This is a genomic window from Polaromonas sp. P1_F1, assembly GCF_056405795.1.
In genome coordinates, this window is sequence record NZ_JBFUBJ010000003.1 from 304042 (window position 1) to 324209 (window position 20168).

General features: G+C 59.4%; 15 protein-coding genes. All 15 read right to left on the minus strand.

The features are described 5' to 3' along the window. Window positions 1-118 precede the first annotated feature (118 nt). The gene (locus tag AC1DZE_RS10810) at window positions 119-895 is read right to left on the minus strand and encodes an MlaA family lipoprotein (RefSeq protein ID WP_477669874.1); all 777 of its coding nucleotides are present in this window, start codon (window positions 893-895) and stop codon (window positions 119-121) included. After that, window positions 892-1398: an outer membrane lipid asymmetry maintenance protein MlaD gene (gene mlaD, locus AC1DZE_RS10815; protein WP_457279721.1), complete on the minus strand. Its 507-nt coding sequence runs from the start codon at window positions 1396-1398 to the stop codon at window positions 892-894. Before mlaD ends, AC1DZE_RS10810 begins: the two co-directional genes overlap by 4 nt. A gap of 131 nt (window positions 1399-1529) precedes the next feature. Further along, the gene (mlaE, locus tag AC1DZE_RS10820) at window positions 1530-2324 is read right to left on the minus strand and encodes a lipid asymmetry maintenance ABC transporter permease subunit MlaE (RefSeq protein ID WP_457279722.1); all 795 of its coding nucleotides are present in this window, start codon (window positions 2322-2324) and stop codon (window positions 1530-1532) included. Then, window positions 2321-3166: an ABC transporter ATP-binding protein gene (locus AC1DZE_RS10825; protein WP_477669875.1), complete on the minus strand. Its 846-nt coding sequence runs from the start codon at window positions 3164-3166 to the stop codon at window positions 2321-2323. The genes mlaE and AC1DZE_RS10825 overlap by 4 nt, the downstream gene beginning before the upstream one ends. 527 nt (window positions 3167-3693) lie before the next feature. Further along, complete coding sequence (locus AC1DZE_RS10830; protein ID WP_477672593.1) at window positions 3694-5160, minus strand: glutamate synthase subunit beta; 1467 nt, start codon at window positions 5158-5160, stop codon at window positions 3694-3696. A 114-nt stretch (window positions 5161-5274) separates the two neighbouring features. Continuing rightward, a complete protein-coding gene (locus AC1DZE_RS10835) occupies window positions 5275-10020 on the minus strand; it encodes a glutamate synthase-related protein (protein WP_477700020.1) in 4746 nt (1581 codons plus the stop codon). Window positions 10021-10258: 238 nt separating this feature from the next. Further along, window positions 10259-10969, minus strand: a complete 711-nt coding sequence (locus AC1DZE_RS10840) for a transposase (protein ID WP_477700021.1) — start codon at window positions 10967-10969, stop codon at window positions 10259-10261. A 105-nt stretch (window positions 10970-11074) separates the two neighbouring features. Next, window positions 11075-12223, minus strand: a complete 1149-nt coding sequence (locus AC1DZE_RS10845) for an ABC transporter substrate-binding protein (protein ID WP_477686090.1) — start codon at window positions 12221-12223, stop codon at window positions 11075-11077. Between the two features lie 192 nt (window positions 12224-12415). Beyond that, entirely contained in the window at window positions 12416-13606 is a 1191-nt protein-coding gene (locus tag AC1DZE_RS10850; protein WP_477670209.1) for an MFS transporter, read from the minus strand. Window positions 13607-13691: 85 nt separating this feature from the next. Next, window positions 13692-14888, minus strand: coding sequence for a deoxyguanosinetriphosphate triphosphohydrolase (locus AC1DZE_RS10855; protein ID WP_477669880.1), 1197 nt, complete (start codon window positions 14886-14888; stop codon window positions 13692-13694). Between the two features lie 99 nt (window positions 14889-14987). Further along, window positions 14988-16103 (minus strand): 3-dehydroquinate synthase, encoded by a 1116-nt coding sequence (gene aroB, locus AC1DZE_RS10860; RefSeq protein ID WP_477700022.1) that lies wholly within the window; start codon window positions 16101-16103, stop codon window positions 14988-14990. Between the two features lie 45 nt (window positions 16104-16148). After that, window positions 16149-16685 carry a shikimate kinase gene (locus tag AC1DZE_RS10865; RefSeq protein WP_457279811.1) on the minus strand — a complete coding sequence of 179 codons (537 nt, stop codon included), beginning with the start codon at window positions 16683-16685 and terminating at the stop codon, window positions 16149-16151. 157 nt (window positions 16686-16842) lie between these two features. Then, entirely contained in the window at window positions 16843-18951 is a 2109-nt protein-coding gene (locus AC1DZE_RS10870) for a type IV pilus secretin PilQ (RefSeq protein ID WP_477669882.1), read from the minus strand. Then, window positions 18948-19502, minus strand: a complete 555-nt coding sequence (locus AC1DZE_RS10875) for a pilus assembly protein PilP (RefSeq protein ID WP_477669883.1) — start codon at window positions 19500-19502, stop codon at window positions 18948-18950. Before AC1DZE_RS10875 ends, AC1DZE_RS10870 begins: the two co-directional genes overlap by 4 nt. Next, window positions 19499-20167 carry a type IV pilus inner membrane component PilO gene (locus AC1DZE_RS10880; protein ID WP_477669884.1) on the minus strand — a complete coding sequence of 223 codons (669 nt, stop codon included), beginning with the start codon at window positions 20165-20167 and terminating at the stop codon, window positions 19499-19501. Before AC1DZE_RS10880 ends, AC1DZE_RS10875 begins: the two co-directional genes overlap by 4 nt. Window position 20168: the final 1 nt, after the last annotated feature.

Below are 20168 nucleotides of genomic sequence, written 5' to 3' on the forward strand. Positions count from 1 at the left end.
TGGTTCGATGGTTATTCTGCGGGATGGTTTCCGGGCTGTGAATGAAGTTTTACGGCAGTCTTGTAAATATTGTTTGCAATCAACAGCCTTTTGACCCCTGTTCAAACCCGGGATGACACTATTTGGCGGCGGAGGCTGGTGCCGCCGGGGCGGCCGATGTGCCTTCCGGCAAATCGTAACGTTCCTCTTTTTCCACCGAAGTCCCGCCTATCAGGCTACGGCGGCGCTGCAGGTAGATTTCGCGGGTGAAGCTGTATTTGTCGAGTGCGGCCTGGTCCAGGACATCACCGGCCCCGAGCACGTTGGCCCTGGCGTTCACCAGGCGCAAAGTCGTCAGGGAATTGCGGGCACGGACATTGTCGATCCGGCTTACCAGGTCGCCCTGGTAATCAACCAGCGAACCTACCGAATCACGCGCGGAAGAAGGGCCCAGCAAAGGCAGCACGAGGTAGGGGCCCGAGCCCACACCCCAAACGCCGAGCGTCTGGCCAAAATCTTCCGAGTGTTTGGGAATCTTCAGATCGCTGGCAACGTCAAAAATGCCACCCACGCCCCAGAGGGTATTGGTCGTGACACGGAAAAAACTTTCGATAGAAGCCTGGCCTTTACCCTGGAGCAGGTTGTTGACGGTGGACCACACGTCGGAAATGTTGCCGAAGAAATTGGTGACACCGGTGCGCACAGGCGCAGGCGTGATATCCCGGTACGCGGTTGCCACGGGTTTGACGACGGCGCGGTCCACGCCGTCATTGAAACTGAACATGGTCCGGTTGAACGGCTCCAGCGGATCGGATGGGCTCGCATTGGGACCGGTAGCACACCCCTGGAGAAGTGCCAGTGCAAGCACTGCCGCAGCCCAGCCGGCCGGTTTTTTCATCGTGATTTCTGCTGTCATTTTTTTTCTGGCGTCCCTGATGGCGGCGCAGACCCTGATCCGGAACTGCTGTCTGCCGCCTTGCTGTATAAAAACTGGCTGATCAGATTCTCAAGCACCACGGCGGACTGCGTGTTTTTGACCACGTCCCCTGCGGCAAGATTTTTCTCGTCCCCACCGGCCTCCACGCCGATGTACTGCTCGCCCAGCAATCCGCTGGTCAAAATCTTCAGCGAGCTGTCTTTCGGGAACACGTAACGGCTTTCCATCGCCAGATTGACGCTGGCCTGGTAGGACTTGTCGTCGAAAGTGATATTTTCAACCCTGCCCACTACCACGCCAGCGCTTTTGACAGCGGCTCGCGGCTTGAGGCCACCAATGTTGTCGAATTTCGCCGTCACCTTGTAGGAGGTATCGAAATTCAGGCTGAGCAAATTCGCGGACTTGAGCGCCAGAAACAGGATGGCGGCGCCGCCAATCAACACGAACAAACCCACCCACAAATCATTTTTGGAACGTTGCATCGTTTTCTTTCAGTGGCCTGGTCCGGCGTTTTCGCCATTCCGGGCTGTTTTGTCCTTGCGGGGTTCACCCAAGGCAAACACTGGGAAGCAGGATTTTCTCATGGGCGAATTAAAAATGTATGAAGACGGTTTTAAAGGCTGAACATCGAGGCGGTCAGCAGGAAATCCAGCCCCAGCACGGCCAGCGACGCAACCACCACGGTCCGCGTGGTCGCGCGCGACACGCCCTCAGGCGTCGGCTGGGCCTCGAAACCCTGGTGCAAGGCCACAAAAGTGACCGTGACGCCAAACACAAAACTCTTGATGATGCCGTTGCCTACGTCGCGCCAGACATCGACACCGGACTGCATCTGGCTCCAGAAGGAGCCCGCATCAATACCGATCATGACCACACCCACCAGCCAGCCACCCATGATGCCCACAGCGCTGAACACGGCAGCCAGCAGGGGCATGGCGATGATGCCGCCCCAGAAGCGGGGCGCCAGGATGCGCCGCACCGGGTCTACCGCCATCATTTCCATGGCTGAGAGCTGTTCGCCGGCTTTCATCAGGCCGATTTCGGCCGTCAACGCCGTGCCGGCGCGGCCGGCAAACAGCAAAGCAGTGACCACCGGCCCGAGTTCGCGCACGAGGCTGAGCGCCACCAGCAAGCCCAGCGCTTCTGCCGAGCCATAGCGCTGCAGCGTGTAGTAGCCCTGCAGGCCCAGCACAAAGCCGACAAACAGACCCGACACGGCAATGATGGCCAGCGAGTAGTTGCCCAAAAAGAAAATCTGGTCGCGCACCAGGCCAAAGCGGGCCAGGGCCGGGCCGGTGAGGGCCACCAGCCGGGACATCAACCGCGCGGCGTAGCCCAGCTCGGCCAGCTGGCTGCGCACGGAAAAACCGAGGCCGGAAATCAGCGCGACAGGGCTATAGCGGCTCATGCGCGCTTCCCTGATTTGGCCGCCGGGTCGCCGAAATCGGCATCCACAGTGGGGCCCGGATAGTGGAATTTCACGGGGCCTTCGCTTTCGGCATTGACGAACTGGTGCACCAGCGGATCGGTGGAGCGACGCACCTCGTCAGGTGTGCCCTGCGCCGCAATGCCACCATTGGCCAGGATGATGACCTTGTCGGCAATGCGGAAGGTTTCTTCCAGATCATGCGACACCACCACGCTGGTAATGCCCAGCGTATCGTTGAGCTGGCGTATGAGCTGCGCGGCGGTACCGAGCGAGATCGGATCGAGCCCGGAGAACGGTTCGTCGTACATGATGAGTTCCGGGTCCAGCACAATGGCCCGCGCCAGCGCAACCCGGCGGGCCATGCCGCCCGAAATCTCGCTGGGCAGCAGGTCCCGCGCGCCGCGCAGGCCCACCGCATTGAGTTTCATCAGCACGATATCGCGGATCAGGGCTTCACCCAATTCGGTGTGCTCGCGCAAGGGAAACGCCACATTGTCGAAAACACTCAGATCGGTGAACAACGCACCGAACTGGAACAGCATGCCCATGCGACGGCGCGCGGCATAGAGTTCCGCCTGGGCCAGCTTGCCGACGTCCTTGCCGTCGAACAGCACAGCGCCGCTGACAGCCTTTTGCTGCCCGCCGATGAGGCGCAGCACGGTGGTTTTGCCGCCTCCCGAAGCGCCCATCAGCGCGGTAACCTTGCCGCGAGGCACGGACAGCGTGACCTTGTCCAGGATGACGCGATCACCGGCGGAGCCGGGGTAGGAAAACGTCACATCCTTGAACTCAACCAATGATGAAGCGGAAATGTCGGGCATTGAAGGAGAAAAGACAGGCCAGCAGGTGTGTTGGCTTGGGTAAGTAATACCGAATGATACGGGGTTTGCCCTTATACAGCCCCTGACCGGAAACCAAAAACCTTGGGCTGAGCGGCCTAAAGCAGCGAGGGTGGCCCAAAAAAGCGGCCGCCTTATCGGGCCGATAGTGGCCGCAAGCCACAACTATCCGGCGCAAGCAGCTATTTTTTTGATAGCACCCGGGGTTTTCGGTGTTATTTGCCAACCAGGCAGGTGTGCGCAAAGCGCAACGGACCGTCACGCCAATTGGGTGATTTCTGGAGGTTTGGCACCATTTCACGCAACCCGGGCACCAGCTTGGGCCTCACAATCGCCCCTTTTTGGCGATTTGAGAAGGCCGGCGCGGCGCTTAGCGAGGCAGGTCGCTAAAGCCCATCAGAAACTCGTCGACCRCGCGCGCGGCCTGGCGGCCTACGCGCACCCCAAGCGCRAGCTTGGGGTTTATTTAACCGCCCCTTGGGGCGATTTGMGAAGGCCGGGCGCGGCGCTTAGCGAGGCAGGTCGCTAAAGCCCATCAGAAACTCGTCGACSGCGCGCGCGGCCTGGCGGCCTTCGCGAATCGCCCATACCACCAGGCTCTGGCCGCGGCGGATGTCGCCGGCGGCAAACACCTTGGGCACGTTGGTGGCGTAGCCACCGGTGAAGTCAGTATGGGCCTTGGCATTGCCACGGTTGTCTTTTTCGATGCCGAACGCGTCCAGAACCGACGCCACCGGTGAAACAAATCCCATGGCCAGCAGCACCAGGTCGGCCTTGAGGGTTTGCTCGGAGCCAGGCACTTCCACCATCTTGCCGTCTTTCCATTCGACACGAACGGTCTTCAGGCCGGTGACCTTGCCTTTTTCGCCAATCAGTTCCTTGGTGGAGATGGCGAACTCGCGCTCGCAGCCTTCTTCGTGGCTGGAAGAGGTGCGCAGCTTGATCGGCCAGTAAGGCCAGGTCATGGGGCGGTTTTCTTCCTCGGGCGGCTGGGGCATCAGTTCAAACTGGGTGACGCTGACCGCGCCGTGGCGGTTGCTGGTGCCCACGCAGTCGGAGCCGGTGTCGCCGCCGCCAATCACGATGACGTGCTTGCCGTCGGCGCGCAGCTGGCCTTTGACCTTGTCACCGGCATTGATCTTGTTTTGCTGGGGCAAAAACTCCATCGCGAAGTGAACGCCGTCCAGGTCGCGGCCGGGGACGGGCAGGTCGCGCGATTGTTCGGCGCCGCCGGTCAGGATGACGGCATCGAAGTCTTTCTGGAGTTGCTCAGGGGTAATGCTTTCTTTCGCCCAGTTGGTGACTTTGGAGTCCTTAGGCAGGCTGCCCACCATCACGCCGGTGCGGAAGTTCACGCCTTCGGCCTTCATTTGCTCGACGCGGCGGTCGATATGGACCTTTTCCATCTTGAAGTCAGGGATGCCGTAGCGCAGCAGGCCGCCGACGCGGTCGTTCTTCTCGAACAGCGTCACCTCATGGCCGGCGCGCGCCAACTGCTGCGCGGCGGCCATGCCGGCGGGACCGGAGCCGACCACGGCAACCTTCTTGCCGGTCTTGTGCTTGGGCATCACAGGCTTGACCCAGCCTTCGGACCAGGCGCGGTCGATGATGGCGTGCTCGATGGACTTGATGCCGACGGCGTCGTCGTTCACGTTCAGCGTGCAGGCGGCTTCGCAGGGTGCCGGGCAGATGCGGCCGGTGAACTCGGGGAAGTTGTTGGTGCTGTGCAGCGTGTCGATCGCGTTTTTCCAGTCGGCGCGAAACACCATGTCGTTGAAGTCAGGAATGATGTTGTTGACCGGGCAGCCGCTGTTGCAAAACGGCGTGCCGCAGTCCATGCAGCGCGCGGCCTGCTTGTTGGCCTGCGCGTCGTCCAGCCCGATGACAAATTCCTTGTAGTTCTTCAGGCGCTCCGGCACGGGCTTGTAGCCCTCTTCGATGCGCTCGTATTCCATGAAGCCGGTGATTTTTCCCATGATGCGTCCTGTGCAATTCTTTTAAGCGTTTTATGCCGCCAGCCCTTTAAGGATGAGCGCAAGCAGCTATAAATTTAATAGCAAACGTAAGGTGGCGTGAGAGCTTCAGCAGCCTTACTTGGCCGCCACCGCTTCCTGGTTGGTGGCGACCTGAGCCCTTGTGGTCTCGGTCGCGGCTTCCAGGCGGCGTTCCTTGCGCTCAATCAGCGCCTTCTTGTATTCGTTCGGGAAGACCTTCACAAACTTCAGGCGTGACTCGCTCCAGTTGTCGAGCAGCTCGCGCGCGCGCTTGCTGCCGGTCCAGCGGTTGTGGTCTTGCAAGAGGCGCTTGAGCAATTCCTCATCGCTTTGTTCGGCATGCCAGTCGGCCTTGTCATGGGTGTGCTGCTCGGCCGTGGTGACGATGCGGTCCATCGACACCATCGACGTGTTGCAGCGCGTGGCAAACAAACCGTCTTCGTCATACACATAAGCCACCCCACCACTCATGCCGGCGGCGAAGTTGCGGCCGGTCTTGCCCAGCACCGCGACGGTGCCGCCCGTCATGTATTCGCAGCCGTGGTCGCCCGTGCCTTCAACGACCGCCGTGGCGCCCGAGAGCCGCACGGCAAAACGTTCGCCGGCCACGCCGCTGAAGAAGGCTTCGCCGGTGGTTGCGCCGTAGAGCACGGTGTTGCCGACGATGGTGTTCTTCACCGCATCACCGCGGAAGTCGATACTCGGGCGCACGACGATACGGCCGCCCGACAGGCCCTTGCCGGTGTAGTCGTTGGCGTCACCGATCAGGTACATGGTGATGCCCTTGGCCAGGAAGGCGCCGAAAGATTGGCCGCCCGTGCCTTCGAGTTGGATGCGCAGCGTGTCGTCGGGCAGGCCTTGCGGGTGGTGGCGTGTCAGCTCGCCCGACAGCATCGCGCCGACGGTGCGGTTGACGTTGCGCGCCACTTCGATGAACTGGACTTTTTCGCCCTTTTCAATTGCGGCTTTCGATTTTTCGATCAGACGCACGTCCAGCGCTTTTTCGAGCGCGTGGTCTTGTTCCATCACGTGCATGCGCGGCACGTCGGCCGGCACATTCGGCTGGTAGAAAAGGCGGGCGAAATCGAGGCCGCTGGCTTTCCAGTGCTCGATGCCTTTTTGCGTGTCGAGCAGGTCGGCGCGGCCGATCAGGTCGTCAAACTTGCGCACGCCGAGCTGCGCCATCAGCTGGCGCGCCTCTTCGGCGACGAAGAAGAAGTAATTGACCACATGCTCGGGCTTGCCGCTGAATTTCTGGCGCAGCACAGGGTCTTGTGTGGCCACACCAACAGGGCAGGTGTTGAGGTGGCACTTGCGCATCATGATGCAGCCCTCAACGACCAGCGGCGCGGTGGCAAAACCGAATTCATCAGCGCCCAACAGCGCGCCGATGATGACGTCTCGGCCGGTTTTCATCTGGCCGTCAGCCTGCACGCGGATGCGGCCGCGCAGGCGGTTGAGCACCAGGGTCTGCTGGGTTTCGGCCAGGCCAATTTCCCAGGGCGAGCCGGCATGCTTGATGGACGACCAGGGCGAAGCACCCGTGCCGCCGTCGTGGCCGGCAATTACCACGTGGTCGGACTTGGCCTTGGCCACGCCCGCTGCAATGGTGCCAACGCCGACTTCACTCACCAGCTTGACGCTGATGCTGGCGCGCGGGTTCACGTTCTTCAGATCGTGGATCAGCTGGGCCAGATCTTCGATGGAGTAGATGTCGTGGTGCGGCGGCGGCGAGATCAAACCGACGCCGGGCACCGAGTAGCGCAGGTGGCCGATGTATTCGCTGACTTTTCCGCCGGGCAGCTGGCCGCCCTCGCCGGGCTTGGCGCCCTGGGCCATCTTGATCTGGATCTGGTCCGCCGACACCAGGTATTCGGCCGTGACACCAAAACGCCCCGACGCGACCTGCTTGATGCGCGAGCGCAGCGAATCGCCGTCCTGCAGCGGCAAATCAACCTCGACCTGTTTAGGGCCGATCACGCTTTTCAGCGTCTCGCCCTTCTTGATGGGGATGCCCTTGAGTTCTTGCCGGTAGCGGTTCGGGTCTTCACCGCCCTCGCCCGTGTTGCTCTTGCCGCCGATGCGGTTCATGGCCACAGCCAGCGTGGCGTGGGCTTCGGTGCTGATGGAGCCCAGCGACATGGCGCCGGTAGCAAAACGCTTGACAATCTCTTTGGCCGGCTCGACTTCATCGATCGGGATGGCTTTGGACGGGTCGATCTTGAACTCGAACAGGCCGCGCAGCGTCATGTGGCGGCGGTTCTGGTCGTTGATCAGCTGGGCGTATTCCTTGTAGGTGTTCCAGTTGTTGGAGCGCGTGGAATGCTGCAGCTTGGCGATTGCATCGGGCGTCCACATGTGGTCTTCGCCGCGCACGCGCCAGGCGTATTCGCCGCCGGCGTCCAGCATGTTGGCCAGCACCGGGTCGTCGCTGAAGGCGGCGCGGTGCATGCGCAGCGCTTCTTCAGCGATCTCAAACACACCCATGCCTTCAACCTGGCTGGCGGTGCCAGTGAAGAACTTGGCCACGGTGTCACGGCTCAGGCCGATGGCTTCGAACAGTTGCGCGCCGCAGTAGCTCATGTAGGTCGACACGCCCATCTTGGACATGATCTTGGACAGGCCCTTGCCGATGGCCTTGGTGTAGTTGTAGACCGCCTTGTCGGTGCTGAGGTCACCCGGCAGGCCCTTGGACAGCTCAGCCAGCGTTTCCATCGCGAGGTAGGGGTGAACGGCTTCAGCGCCGTAGCCGGCCAGCACGGCAAAGTGATGCACTTCGCGGGCAGAGCCGGTTTCAACCACCAGGCCGGCGGTCGTGCGCAAGCCTTCTTTCACCAGGTGCTGGTGAATCGCCGACAGCGCCAGCAGGGCCGGGATGGCCACCTGCGTGGCGGTGATGCCGCGGTCGCTGATGATCAGGATGTTTTTGCCGTCCTTGATCGCGTCGACCGCTTCAGCGCACAGCGAAGCCAGCTTGGCCTCGACGCCTTCGTGGCCCCAGGCCAGCGGGTAGGTGATGTCCAGGGTATAGCTCTTGAACTTGCCCTGTGTGTGCGCTTCGATGTCGCGCAGCTTTTGCATGTCGGCCACGTTGAGCACGGGCTGGCTCACTTCAAGCCGCATCGGCGGGTTGACCTGGTTGATGTCCAGCAGGTTGGGCTTGGGGCCGATGAAGGACACCAGCGACATCACGATGGCTTCGCGGATCGGGTCGATGGGTGGGTTGGTCACCTGCGCGAACAACTGCTTGAAGTAGTTGTAGAGCGGCTTGTTCTTGTTGGACAGCACAGCCAGCGGGCTGTCGTTGCCCATGGAGCCGGTGGCTTCTTCGCCGTTGGCGGCCATGGGGGACATCAGGAACTTGATGTCTTCCTGTGTGTAGCCAAAGGCCTGCTGGCGATCAAGCAATGCAATGCCCGATACAGCGGGGGTGGTGACCGGAGCCGCCTTTGCCGCCTTGCCGGCCACGTCGTCCAGCTTGATGCGCAGGTTTTCAATCCATTGCTTGTAAGGCTTGCTGTGGGCCAGCGTGGCCTTGATTTCTTCGTCGTCGACCATGCGGCCTTGTTCGAGGTCGATCAGGAACATCTTGCCGGGCTGCAGGCGCCATTTGCGCACGATCTTGTGCTCAGGAATCGGCAGCACGCCGGATTCGGAGGCCATGATGACCAGGTCGTCATCGGTCACGCAGTAGCGCGAGGGGCGCAGGCCGTTGCGGTCCAGCGTGGCGCCGATCTGGCGGCCGTCGGTGAACACGATGGAGGCCGGGCCGTCCCAGGGCTCAAGCATGGCGGCGTGGTACTCATAGAAGGCCTTGCGGCGCTCGTCCATGGTGGTGTGCTGTTCCCAAGGCTCGGGGATCATCATCATCACGGCCTGGCTGATGGGGTAGCCGGCCATGGTCAGCAACTCGAGGCAGTTGTCGAAGGTCGCGGTGTCGGACTGGCTGGCAAAGCTGATCGGGTAGAGCTTTTGCAGGTCGGCACCCAGCACCGGCGAAGACATCACGCCTTCACGTGCCTTCATCCAGTTGTAGTTGCCTTTGACGGTGTTGATTTCGCCGTTGTGCGCCACATAGCGGTACGGGTGGGCCAGCGGCCACTCCGGGAAGGTGTTGGTCGAGAAGCGCTGATGCACCAATCCGAGTGCCGAGACGCAGCGCGGGTCGGTCAAGTCACGGTAGTAGGTGCCCACCTGGTCGGCCAGCAGCAGGCCTTTGTAGACCACCGTGCGGCTGGACATGCTGGGCACGTAATATTCTTTGCTGTGCGTCAGGCGCAGGTTCTGGATGGCGGCGCTGGCGGTTTTGCGAATGACATACAGCTTGCGCTCCAGCGCGTCCTGCACGATGACGTCGTTGCCGCGACCGATGAAGATCTGGCGCAGGATGGGTTCTTTTTCGCGCACGGTGGGCGACATGGGCATGTCGCGGTTGACCGGCACGTCGCGCCAGCCCAGCAGCACCTGGCCTTCGGCCTTGACGGCGCGCTCGAGCGCCTGTTCGCAGGCCAGGCGGGAAGCGTGCTCTTTCGGCAGGAAGACCATGCCGACGCCGTATTCTCCGGGTGGCGGCAGCTGCACGCCCTGGCCGGCCATTTCTTCACGGTACAGCGCATCGGGCAGCTGGATCAGGATACCGGCGCCGTCGCCCATGAGCTTGTCAGCGCCCACTGCGCCCCGGTGGTCGAGGTTCTCGAGGATCTTCAGGCCTTGCTGGACGATGGCGTGGCTTTTGTGCCCCTTGATGTGCGCCACGAAACCGACGCCGCAGGCGTCATGTTCGTTTGCACCGGAGTACAAACCGTTTTCTTCAAAATGCTTGATTTCAGCAGCCGTGGTCATGGCAATTCCTCGTCAGTTGGGGATGACGGCGATGCCCGAACGACCGTTAAAGGCCCTGGCAACGCTTCCATCCGCAAGGTTCATAATTTTTCGCAGGGAATGGGAGCATATTGCATTGCAACAACAATGCCAAGCGCTTTAAATGGGGTCAGATTCTAATTAAATGTCGATCAATTTAATCAACAATCAATTGGGGACATATTAAACTCAAGCGCGCCAAGCCTTGATAAATATGAAGTTATTCATCATCCGGGCCCTCAGCTACGCGTAGGGGTGGGCGCCCCGCCTGGTTCCTGGTGACACGGCGCTCCGTGCGCTTTTGCAACTCCGCCAAAAAGCCATCTCCACCCAGGGCCCAGCCACTCAGGGCGGATCGGGTCAGCTGGTCTTGCTGCTCCAGCGTGATGCCGGCGCGCACCAGTTCGGCGTAGGCCACTTCACGGGCGAAGGGCGTGTTGCCCAGCGCCCAGACCAGCGGGTGCGGCGTGAGCAGGCCGTCGACCCGCAGGCCTGCGTAGTGGCCGTAGCTGGACCACGGATAGTCTTTGACCTCGGCCACCAGTCCCGCGCGGACCGGATTGAGGTCCATATAGGCCATGCAGGCCAGCAGGTAGCGCTCGGCCTCGATCACGGTGGCCCGGTAACGCCCTTCCCACAAGGTGCCGGAGCGGCCCTGGTTGTCGTTGAAGTAACGCACATAGCGCCGCCCGGCAGCCTGCATCATCTGCGGCAGGCTGTCCGCTGTGGAAGGCGTCGCCAGTAAGTGGAAATGGTTGTCCATCAGCACGTAAGCATGCAGGGCAACGCCGAACTTGCGGGCGCTTTCTTCAAGCAACGCCAAAAACACCTGGTGGTCGGCGGCCGAAGAAAAGACAGTTTGCCGGTTATTCCCCCGCTGGATGATGTGGTGCGGGTAACCGGGGAGCGTCAGCCGGGGAAGACGGGCCATGGGATGCAATGCCTGAAGTTTGCATCATGATATTTGATCTGACCCTGATTTCCTGCTCCGCACTGAGTCCATTGGGCGCCGTTGAAACGACGGGAAAGAAGACGCTTAACGGACAACTTTGCCGTCAGGCGTGATGGTGACCAGGTCAATCGCACGCACCGATTCGTATTTCTTGGGGCGCAGGTTCACACGAAAGCCGCCCACGTCGTAGTCCGTCATGGTTTCAAACGCCTTTTGCAGACCTGCCCTGTCGGGTTTGCCGCTGCCGGCCGCACTGCGGCGTACGCCTTCGGCAAAAGTACGGGCAGCAATATAACCCTCCACACTCTCGTAACTCGGCGTCTGGTCCGTCTGGTTCAGTACATCCAGGTATTCCTTGATGATGGGCGTACCCGTGCTGCGTGGCGACGGCACCACCTGCGAGATCACCACACCGCCTATCTCCTTGCCCAAGGCACTGAACAGCGGATCGATACCCACGACGGAGAAATTGAGGAACTGCCCGCCGAAGCCGGCCTGGCGCATCTTGCGGATGAACGCTGCCGATGAATTGAACAGGCTGACCTGGATCACGGCCTGAGGTTGCGCCTTCATCAGCTGCGCCACTGCGGCATCGACCTTGTCGCTGTTGACCGGCGACAGGGCGCTGCCAACGATGGCCGGGCGCTTCAGGTCGATCAGGGCCTGGTTCACCGCTGCAAGGCCGCCCCGCCCCATGGCGTCATCTTCGGCAAATACACCGATACGGTCCTGGTTGAGGGTGGCACAGTGGCGCGCAATTTTGTAGGCCTCATCGGCCAGCGCCGGACGCACATGAAATATGTTTGCCAGCGCAGGATCATGCAATGCGTCCGACGCCGCAAAAGGTGCGAAAAAGAGCGCCCCGGATGCCTTGGAAGCGGCAAACGCGGCATCACAGCTGGCTGTACCGGCAAAGCCGAACAGCGCATCGACGCCTTCGTCGATCAACTGCTTGGCATTGGCGGCAGCCTTGGCCGGGTTGTAGCCGTCGTCGAGTGTCTTGACTTCTATCTTGTGGCCGCCGGCACCGCCCTTTGCATTGATGGCATCGAAATAAATCTTTGCTCCATTCAGATACGCCAGACCGATCTGGTCGGCTGCACCTGTCAGGGGAACCGATTGGCCAAGAAGAATCTTGCGGCTGGTTTTGCTTTGAGCCCAGAGCGCAGGGCTTGCTACCGCAGCGCCCGCGGAAACCCCACGCAGAATTAGTTGACGTCGATTGAAACCCATGAGAACACCTTTTGAGAGACGAAATAGCCAAAGCAGGTTTGATGCCCGTACCTCAGCATGCGCTCAATATTCCGAAGAAATGTCACAAATTGTGCGCAGACCCTCAGCGTAATCGGTGCAACCCTCAAAAACCACCGTGGAAATGCCAACACGTCATAAGCCTATGCGCATGGGGCGCCAACATACGCCCGTTCAAGTGCGTTGGCGGGCAGATCCAGGCAGACGATCAAGCAAGATCGCCAACACGAGGGCGATGGCGCAGCCGGCCGTCGCAAGCCAACCCGTCCATTGCCATCCTCCCGCAGTGCTGGCCACCCAGGCAACCAGCGGAGGACCGGCAAATTGCCCCAGCGCCGACCACTGCTGGACCCAGCCAACGGTGGTCGACACGGCATCACGGCGGGGCGCAAGCTGGATGGCCAGGCTAAACAGCGTTGCGGGGATCAGGCCACCCACCATCGAGAAGACCAGTATGGCCACGTACTGTATTTCCGGGCGCAGTTGCACGGCAAATGCGAGCTGTGCGCCTCCAGCCATCGACAGGAAGCCTGCCCCAAGCAGAACCACCGGTCGTACACCACGCTCCAGCAGCCTGCCTGCCGCGACGTTGCCGATGATATTGACGGCAGCAGCAAGCGCCGTAAGCCATGCCACCCACACACCGCTCACGCCAGCCTGGGTGTAGATGGACGGCAGGAAACCGACCACAGCAAGCCACTGTCCCGAGTACATCGCAAAAGCAACAGCCATGTACCAGGCTGCGCGCGACCGCAGCGTCGCGCGGACAATATCTCCGCCACGGAAATGAGGAGCCGGCGATTGCCGGGGGGAGATGCCATCATGCAGATGCCCCTGTGCAGGAACTTGCCACGCGACCAGCAAAGCCAGCACTGCGGCCAGCGCGGCCAGAAGCCACCACAAGATTCGCCAACCCCAGTCAGGTGCGGCCAGGCCGATGATCATGGGGCCTCCCAGCAAGGCCAGAGAGGCGCCCAGCGGCATGTAGGCGCCCCATACTCCCAGCATGCCATTGAGCCGCTCTTGTGGCACCAGCTGGCGGATCAGGGCTGGGGCCGGTAACACCACCCAGAGGAATCCCAGCCCTTCGAATACACGTGCGGCGAGCAGCCAATGCACATCGGGAGACACGCCGCCCAACAGACCGGCACCGGACAACACCAGCAACCCGGCCACCATGCTGCGCTTGAGGCCGGCACGCTGCACAACAAGCCCGATGAGCAGCCCGAGCACCATACCCGCCAGCTGCACCAGCGACAGCAGAAATCCGGCCTGCAGCAATGTCACGCCCAATACCTTTCCCAGTACAGGCAGCGCAGGCGGTAGTTTTCCCACGTAAAGGGCGGCCACCACACCGGCAGCCATCACGTACCAGGCCGCGTTCGGGCTCGGGGTTGTTGTTGGCCGGGGCTCCGTCACGCTTGCTGCCTATGGGCCGCTACAACTCCACCTAAACCGGAAAAGCTGCGCGCCCCTTAAGGCGCTCATGCTCTTTGGCGGCGAAGCGGTCTGTCATGCCGGCAATGTAGTCGGCGACCACCCTCTCGGGTTTTGCGCCCGCCGCATGGGGGGCATCAATGCCGTCAAACCGGTCGATGTGAGCCTGCGGCATCTGGGCCGGGTCGGCCATATAGGCTTCGAACAGGTCACGGACTACCTGCTTGGCAGCCTGCGTGGTTTCCACCACTTTCGGGTGGCGGTACAGGTTTCGCAGCAAAAAACGTTTGAGGGATGCAGACTGCATCGCCATTTCTTCGGTAAAACACACCAGCGCCGGATGCCTGCGAACTTCGTCCACGCTGGCAGGTGCAACCTTGTGAATCGCAAGCGATGTCGCATCCATCACGTTATAGACCTGGGCACTGAGCATGCGCCGTATGGTCTCAAACAGCAGCCGCCGGCCTTTCAACGCCCGGTGCGCCAGTTGCGTTTCCCGGCAGTGTTGCGCGAACAGCTCGACACCCTCCAGTTGCTCCAGGGTTAACAGGCCGGAGCGCACGCCGTCGTCAATATCGTGCGCGTTGTAGGCTATTTCGTCCGCAAGATTGGCCAGTTGTGCCTCCAGACCGGGTTGCTGCCAGCGCGGCCCGTCAGCGGGCTCCACGAACCGGCGGGCAACACCGTCCGGCTCGCGGGCTTCAATATGGCGTGCATTGCGCCTGGAACAATGCTTCAGGATTCCTTCTCGCGTCTCAAAGGTCAGGTTCAGCCCGTTGTAGGCCGGATAGCGCTCCTCAAGGGAATCCACCACGCGCAGGCTTTGCAGGTTGTGCTCAAAGCCTGCGCTGTCTGGGTTACAGGCTTTCAGACACGCGTTCAAGGCATCCTGACCGGCATGACCGAACGGCGTATGGCCCAGGTCATGCGCCAGCGCAATGGCTTCCACGAGGTCTTCGTTGAGCTGAAGCGTGCGGGCGATGGACCTTCCCAGCTGGGCGACCTCCAGCGAATGAGTCAGACGGGTGCGAAACAAATCACCTTCGTGATTCAGAAACACCTGGGTTTTGTACACCAGGCGCCGAAAAGCGGTGGAGTGCACGATACGGTCGCGGTCGCGCTGAAACTCGGACCGGGTTGGCGCAGCAGGCTCGGCAAAGCGGCGGCCGCGCGAACGCGACGGGTCACAGGCGTAGGGCTGGAGATTCATGGATTAAGCATAAAAATGACCGAAATCCCATACCGTATAAGCGCAAACAGCTCCTGAATTGATAGCAATTTCAGGTACTTCTTCCATATTTTCCGCCGCTTATTCACAGCACATATCTATGACAGTGCGCACCATGGCATCCGGTGCACTGCGAACGGCTGCCTTCCCGGGGCCGTCGATCACAACAAACCTTATCTCACCCGCTTCGGATTTTTTGTCGATGCGCATCAGTTCGAGATAGCGGCCGGCATTGTCGGTGGTTGACAGCACAGGTCCTCGCACCGGCAGGCCGCATCGTCGGACAAGATTGGTCAGGCGTTCCGTAAAAGGCTTGTCAACCAGGCCCAGACGCTCTGACAGATGCGCGGCCATCACCATGCCGCAGCCCACACCTTCGCCATGCAGCCATTCCCCATAGCCCAGGCCGGATTCAATCGCGTGGCCGAAGGTGTGACCGAAATTCAGGATGGCCCGCAAGCCCGACTCCCGCTCGTCCTGGCTTACAACCCACGCCTTGATCTCACAACTGCGCCGGATGGCGTGGGCCAAGGCCACGGGCTCCCTGGCGAGCAGGTCCTGCAAGTTGGTCTCGATCCATTCAAGGAATGCCATGTCGGCAATGGGGCCGTATTTAATGATCTCGGCCAGGCCCGCACTCAGTTCGCGAAAAGGCAGCGTCGCCAGGACATCCAGGTCGCACACCACCTGCAAGGGCTGGTAGAACGCACCGATCATGTTTTTGCCCAGCGGGTGGTTGATCGCCGTCTTGCCGCCTACCGAGGAATCCACCTGGGCCAGCAATGTCGTGGGCACCTGCACAAATGGTACGCCGCGCATGTAGCTGGCCGCGGCAAAGCCGGTCATGTCGCCGACCACGCCACCGCCCAAGGCAAACAGCACCGTCTTTCGGTCGCAGCCGTTTTCCAGCAGCGCATCAAAAATCAATTGCAGGGTTGGCCAGTCCTTGTGGACTTCACCATCCGGCAAGGTGACCAGCAGCACCTTGTCATAGCGTTGCTGCAAGGCCCGGGTGAGTTGCACGGCATACAGCGGGGCCACGGTGGTGTTTGACACCACCAGCGCCGTCGCCGCTTTGGGCACGTCCTGATAGGTATTGCTGCTTCCCAGAAGCCCGCTGCCAATGACGATCGGATAGCTGCGTTCGGCCAGATCAATCCGGATTGTCGCAACGGCGGAAGAGGAATTTTCTTGCATGGAAGAAGTGTAGAGGCTTCCACCCTTTCCAAGGCTTGCCAATGGTTATGGCCGGTCGGGAGGCGGAGCCATCACGCCTGCCAGCTCCAGCTGCATCAGGATCATGTTGACCAGCGTAGAGACTGAAGGGCGGCCTGTTTCAATGACATAGTGTGCCGTTTCCCGATAGAGGGCGTCACGGGCGGCGTAAAGATCCCTGAGCCGCGCCAGCGGATCGGCCACCTGAAGCAAAGGGCGGTTCTGGTCATGCCGCAAACGGCGAAAAACCTCTTCGGGGATGGAATGCAGGTAAACCACCTGCGCCCGCTCCCTAAGATGTTGCCGGTTGGCGGGGCGCAGCACAGCCCCGCCGCCGCTGGAGAGTACGCAAACCTCACCCTGAGTCAACTCATCGATGACCAGCTGCTCGATGTCGCGAAATGCGTCTTCACCTTCGCGCTCAAAAAACTCACGGATAGAGCAACCGATACGTTGTTCTATCACCTGATCCGAGTCAATGAACCGCAACCCCATTCTTCGGGCAAGATGCCTGCCGACGGTGGATTTCCCCGACCCAGGCAAGCCCACGCAGGCGATTCTCAACGGATGTGCATTCAATTGATATGGAGGAAAGGTTGCCCAGAAGCATGCCAAGCAACTACACAGAGGACTGGCAGTCCCACGCGCAGTCCTTCAGCACGACGCCTTCTTTACCTACCGCCCTCGAACTCGCCCAAGGCGATCAGACGGGTGGTCGGAATTAACGCAGGGCAGATCCGTTAGTCAGCATTTTGGGTGTGATGAACACCAGCAATTCAGACTTCGTGGCAGATCGCGTTCTTTGTTTGAACAAATTGCCAACACCGGGGATGTCGCCCAAAAGCGGGACTTTGGTTTCATTGTCACGATCATTTTGCTCAAAAATGCCGCCAATGACCACGGTTCCACCATTTTCCACCAGTACCTGCGTTTGAATATGCTTGGTATCAATCGCGAATCCGTTCGCTGTTTCACGTCCCACGCTATCCTTGTTCACGTCCACTTGAAGGATGATGTTCCCCTCCGGCGTTATTTGCGGAGTGACTTCGAGCTTCAAGTTTGCCTTTCGAAAGGCAATAGCGGTGGCACCACTGGAAGTCGCCTGTTGATAGGGAAGCTCTGTACCCTGTTCAATCAGAGCCTTCACCTGATCAGCAGTCACGACACGTGGACTGGAAACAATTTTCGTCTTGCCATCTGCTTCAGATGCAGAAATCTCAAGATTAAGGAATCGTGTCTTTGCGGCATTGAACAAAGAAATGGCAAACGTACTTGCGTTGAATCCGTTTTGGCCTACACCAGGCAAGCTCACGAATTCACCTGCAGTAGTTCCTGCAACCGTCGCGTTATACGACCCGCCAAAAGCGGTGTTATTACCCTGGGTGAAGGGTCGACCCCCTAACCGCACGCCCAGAGATTTACCGAAGGAATCCGATGCTTCAACGATACGAGCTTCAATCAACACTTGACGGACTGCGACGTCTAATTTCGCTATCAGCGCCTGCACCTGTTCAAGTCGCGATGGTATGTCGGTAACGAACAATTGATTGGTGCGCGCCTCCGATATCACACTACCTCGCGCAGACAGTATCTTTGTAGCGCCAGCGCCGGAGCCCAACAGCCCTGCCGCAATGTCTGCAGCCTTTGCATAGTTAAGCTTGAAATCCTGGGTCCGGAGCGTTTCCAGACTTTGAATCGCATTCTTTGACTCCAGTTCCAGCTTGTCTTTGGCTGCAAGTTCGTCTTTGGGTGCGATCAACAAGACGTTGCCTGTTTTGCGCATGCCCAGTCCCTTGGCCTGAAGAATAATGTCCAGTGCCTGATCCCAGGGAACATCTTTCAGACGCAACGTTACCGCACCGGTAACCGAGTCCGACGTCACGATATTGAAGTTCGTAAAGTCTGCAATCACCTGCAGAAGGGAGCGAATTTCAATGTTCTGAAAATTCAGGGATAGCTTCTCACCGTTATAACCAGGTCCTTGCGTCAGCTTGCTTGGGTCAATTTTTTGCTGGCGCACTTCCAGAACAAACTGGTTATCACTTTGATACGCACTGTGTTCCCAGGCGCCCTTGGGCTCAACCACCATACGGACCTTATCCCCCGTTTGAAATGTGGTGACGGTTTGCACTGGTGTTCCGAAATCGCCCACATCCAGACGACGGCGAAGTCCTTCTGGCAATGCGGTTTTCAGGAACTCAACCACCAAAGTCTGGCCTTGCTGGCGTATATCCACGCCAACCTGGTTATTGGGCAGATCCACAACGATACGGCCAGAACCCTCAACGCCACGACGGAAATCGATGTCCTTCAAAGGCAATGTGTCGGTGTTGCGATTTTCGGCAAACACTGGTGGTGTAGTGGCGGAGGGCGTAGCCGCCGCCACTGAATCGAGGGTAATCAACAACGATTTCCCTTGAATCTCAGCTTTATACGCCGTTGGCACCTTTAGATTCAGTACTACACGGGTTCTTTCACCCGCCTGCACGACATTCGCCGAGCGCAGATTTCCCAAGTTGAGGTCCACTGCAGATCGTCCCATGGAGTTACCAACCCCGGGAAAATCAAGTGCTATACGCGCCGGCGTCTGGATACTAAAACCCGTCGGTACCGCAGCCAAAGGTTCCGCCAAATCGATTCGAATGACCTCTGCACCGCCCTGAACTGATCCGGAAACAGCCTGGATGGCATTCTGTGCCTGCGCCAGCAAGGGAGCGGCAGTTACAGAAAATGCCAGACTGAGCGAAGCACAACGCAACACACGCCCAAACAAAAGCTGCAGGCGGCCCTTTTTTTCCTGCGTCTCTAGTGCCGGTGTCTGCTTGTTCATTTTGATCCCTCTAATAACTGTAAAGTCGCGGTCCGCTCTATCCATTCACCCGCGGCGTCTTGCACTATCTCGCGCAAGGCGAGATCTGTTTCAGTGACCTTGGTGATCCGGCCGTAGTTTTGCCCCAGGTAATTCCCTACCCGGGCTTGATAAATCAGGTTGTCAACTCGTACCAGCGCGACTGGCTGGCCAACCTTGATCAGGCTACCCACCATGGCAATAGCGTCCAGGGGATATGCCTCCAGTGGTTCTTTTCGTCGGCTCAGTTCAGGTGCGATCAAGGCGGCGTTGGCCGTCGACTGATTGGATTCGCGTTTCAGCGCCTGTGTCAGTTTTTGAATGCTGAAAGGCTCTATTGAACCTTCCTGGCCATACAACTGAGGTGAAAATTTAGTAGGCTCTGGCAACGGCTCTACTTTCGGCTTGGTTGCGTTCCGTTGCTGGGTCATCCATTCCTGCAACTCCTCCTGTTCAGAGGAACCACAGCCGGACAGGCCCAATAAAATCCCTGCCAAACCGCAAAAAATTACCGCATATTTTCCTGCACTCATTTTTTGGCTCCAGGAGCGCTCTTGCGCTGCAAGGCTACTTCATCATTGTCCAGATAGCGGAACGTTTTGGCTGTGGTATCCATAACCAAGGTACTATCTTTGCCTGGCGTTATGCTCAGATTATTCAGAGTGACAATGCGGGAAAGATTGGCAATATCAGCTGCAAAAGCACCGATATCGTGATATCTGCCAGTGACTCGAACAGCGATCGGCAATTCCGCGTAATACTCCCTCACGCTCACCTGACCTGGACGAAACAATTCGAACTGCAGACTACGCCCCAAACCCGCCTGATTAATATCAGAAAGCAGTGCGTCCATTTCGGCCTTGCTCGGTAGTTGCTTTTCAAGCTGGGTTACATATTGTTGAACCTGTTCGCGCTGCTTCTTCAGCGCATCCAGATTGACAGCCTGTGCAAGCTTCTTTGTGTAATCTTCCTTGAGCTTGACTTCCTTGGCTTTCTCCGCCGTCAACTCTTCATCGGACGCGCTGAGCCATACAAACCAGAGAGCCACGACAACAAAAATCGTTACGGCCAAACAAAGGAGGTAACGTGGAAGTGCTGGCCATGAAGGTGGATCATTGGGATCCAGTCCCGTAAACTGGGACTTCAGACTGCTTTGAATTGCTGCAAAGTCGATGGAATTTTTAGAGATTTTTGCCATG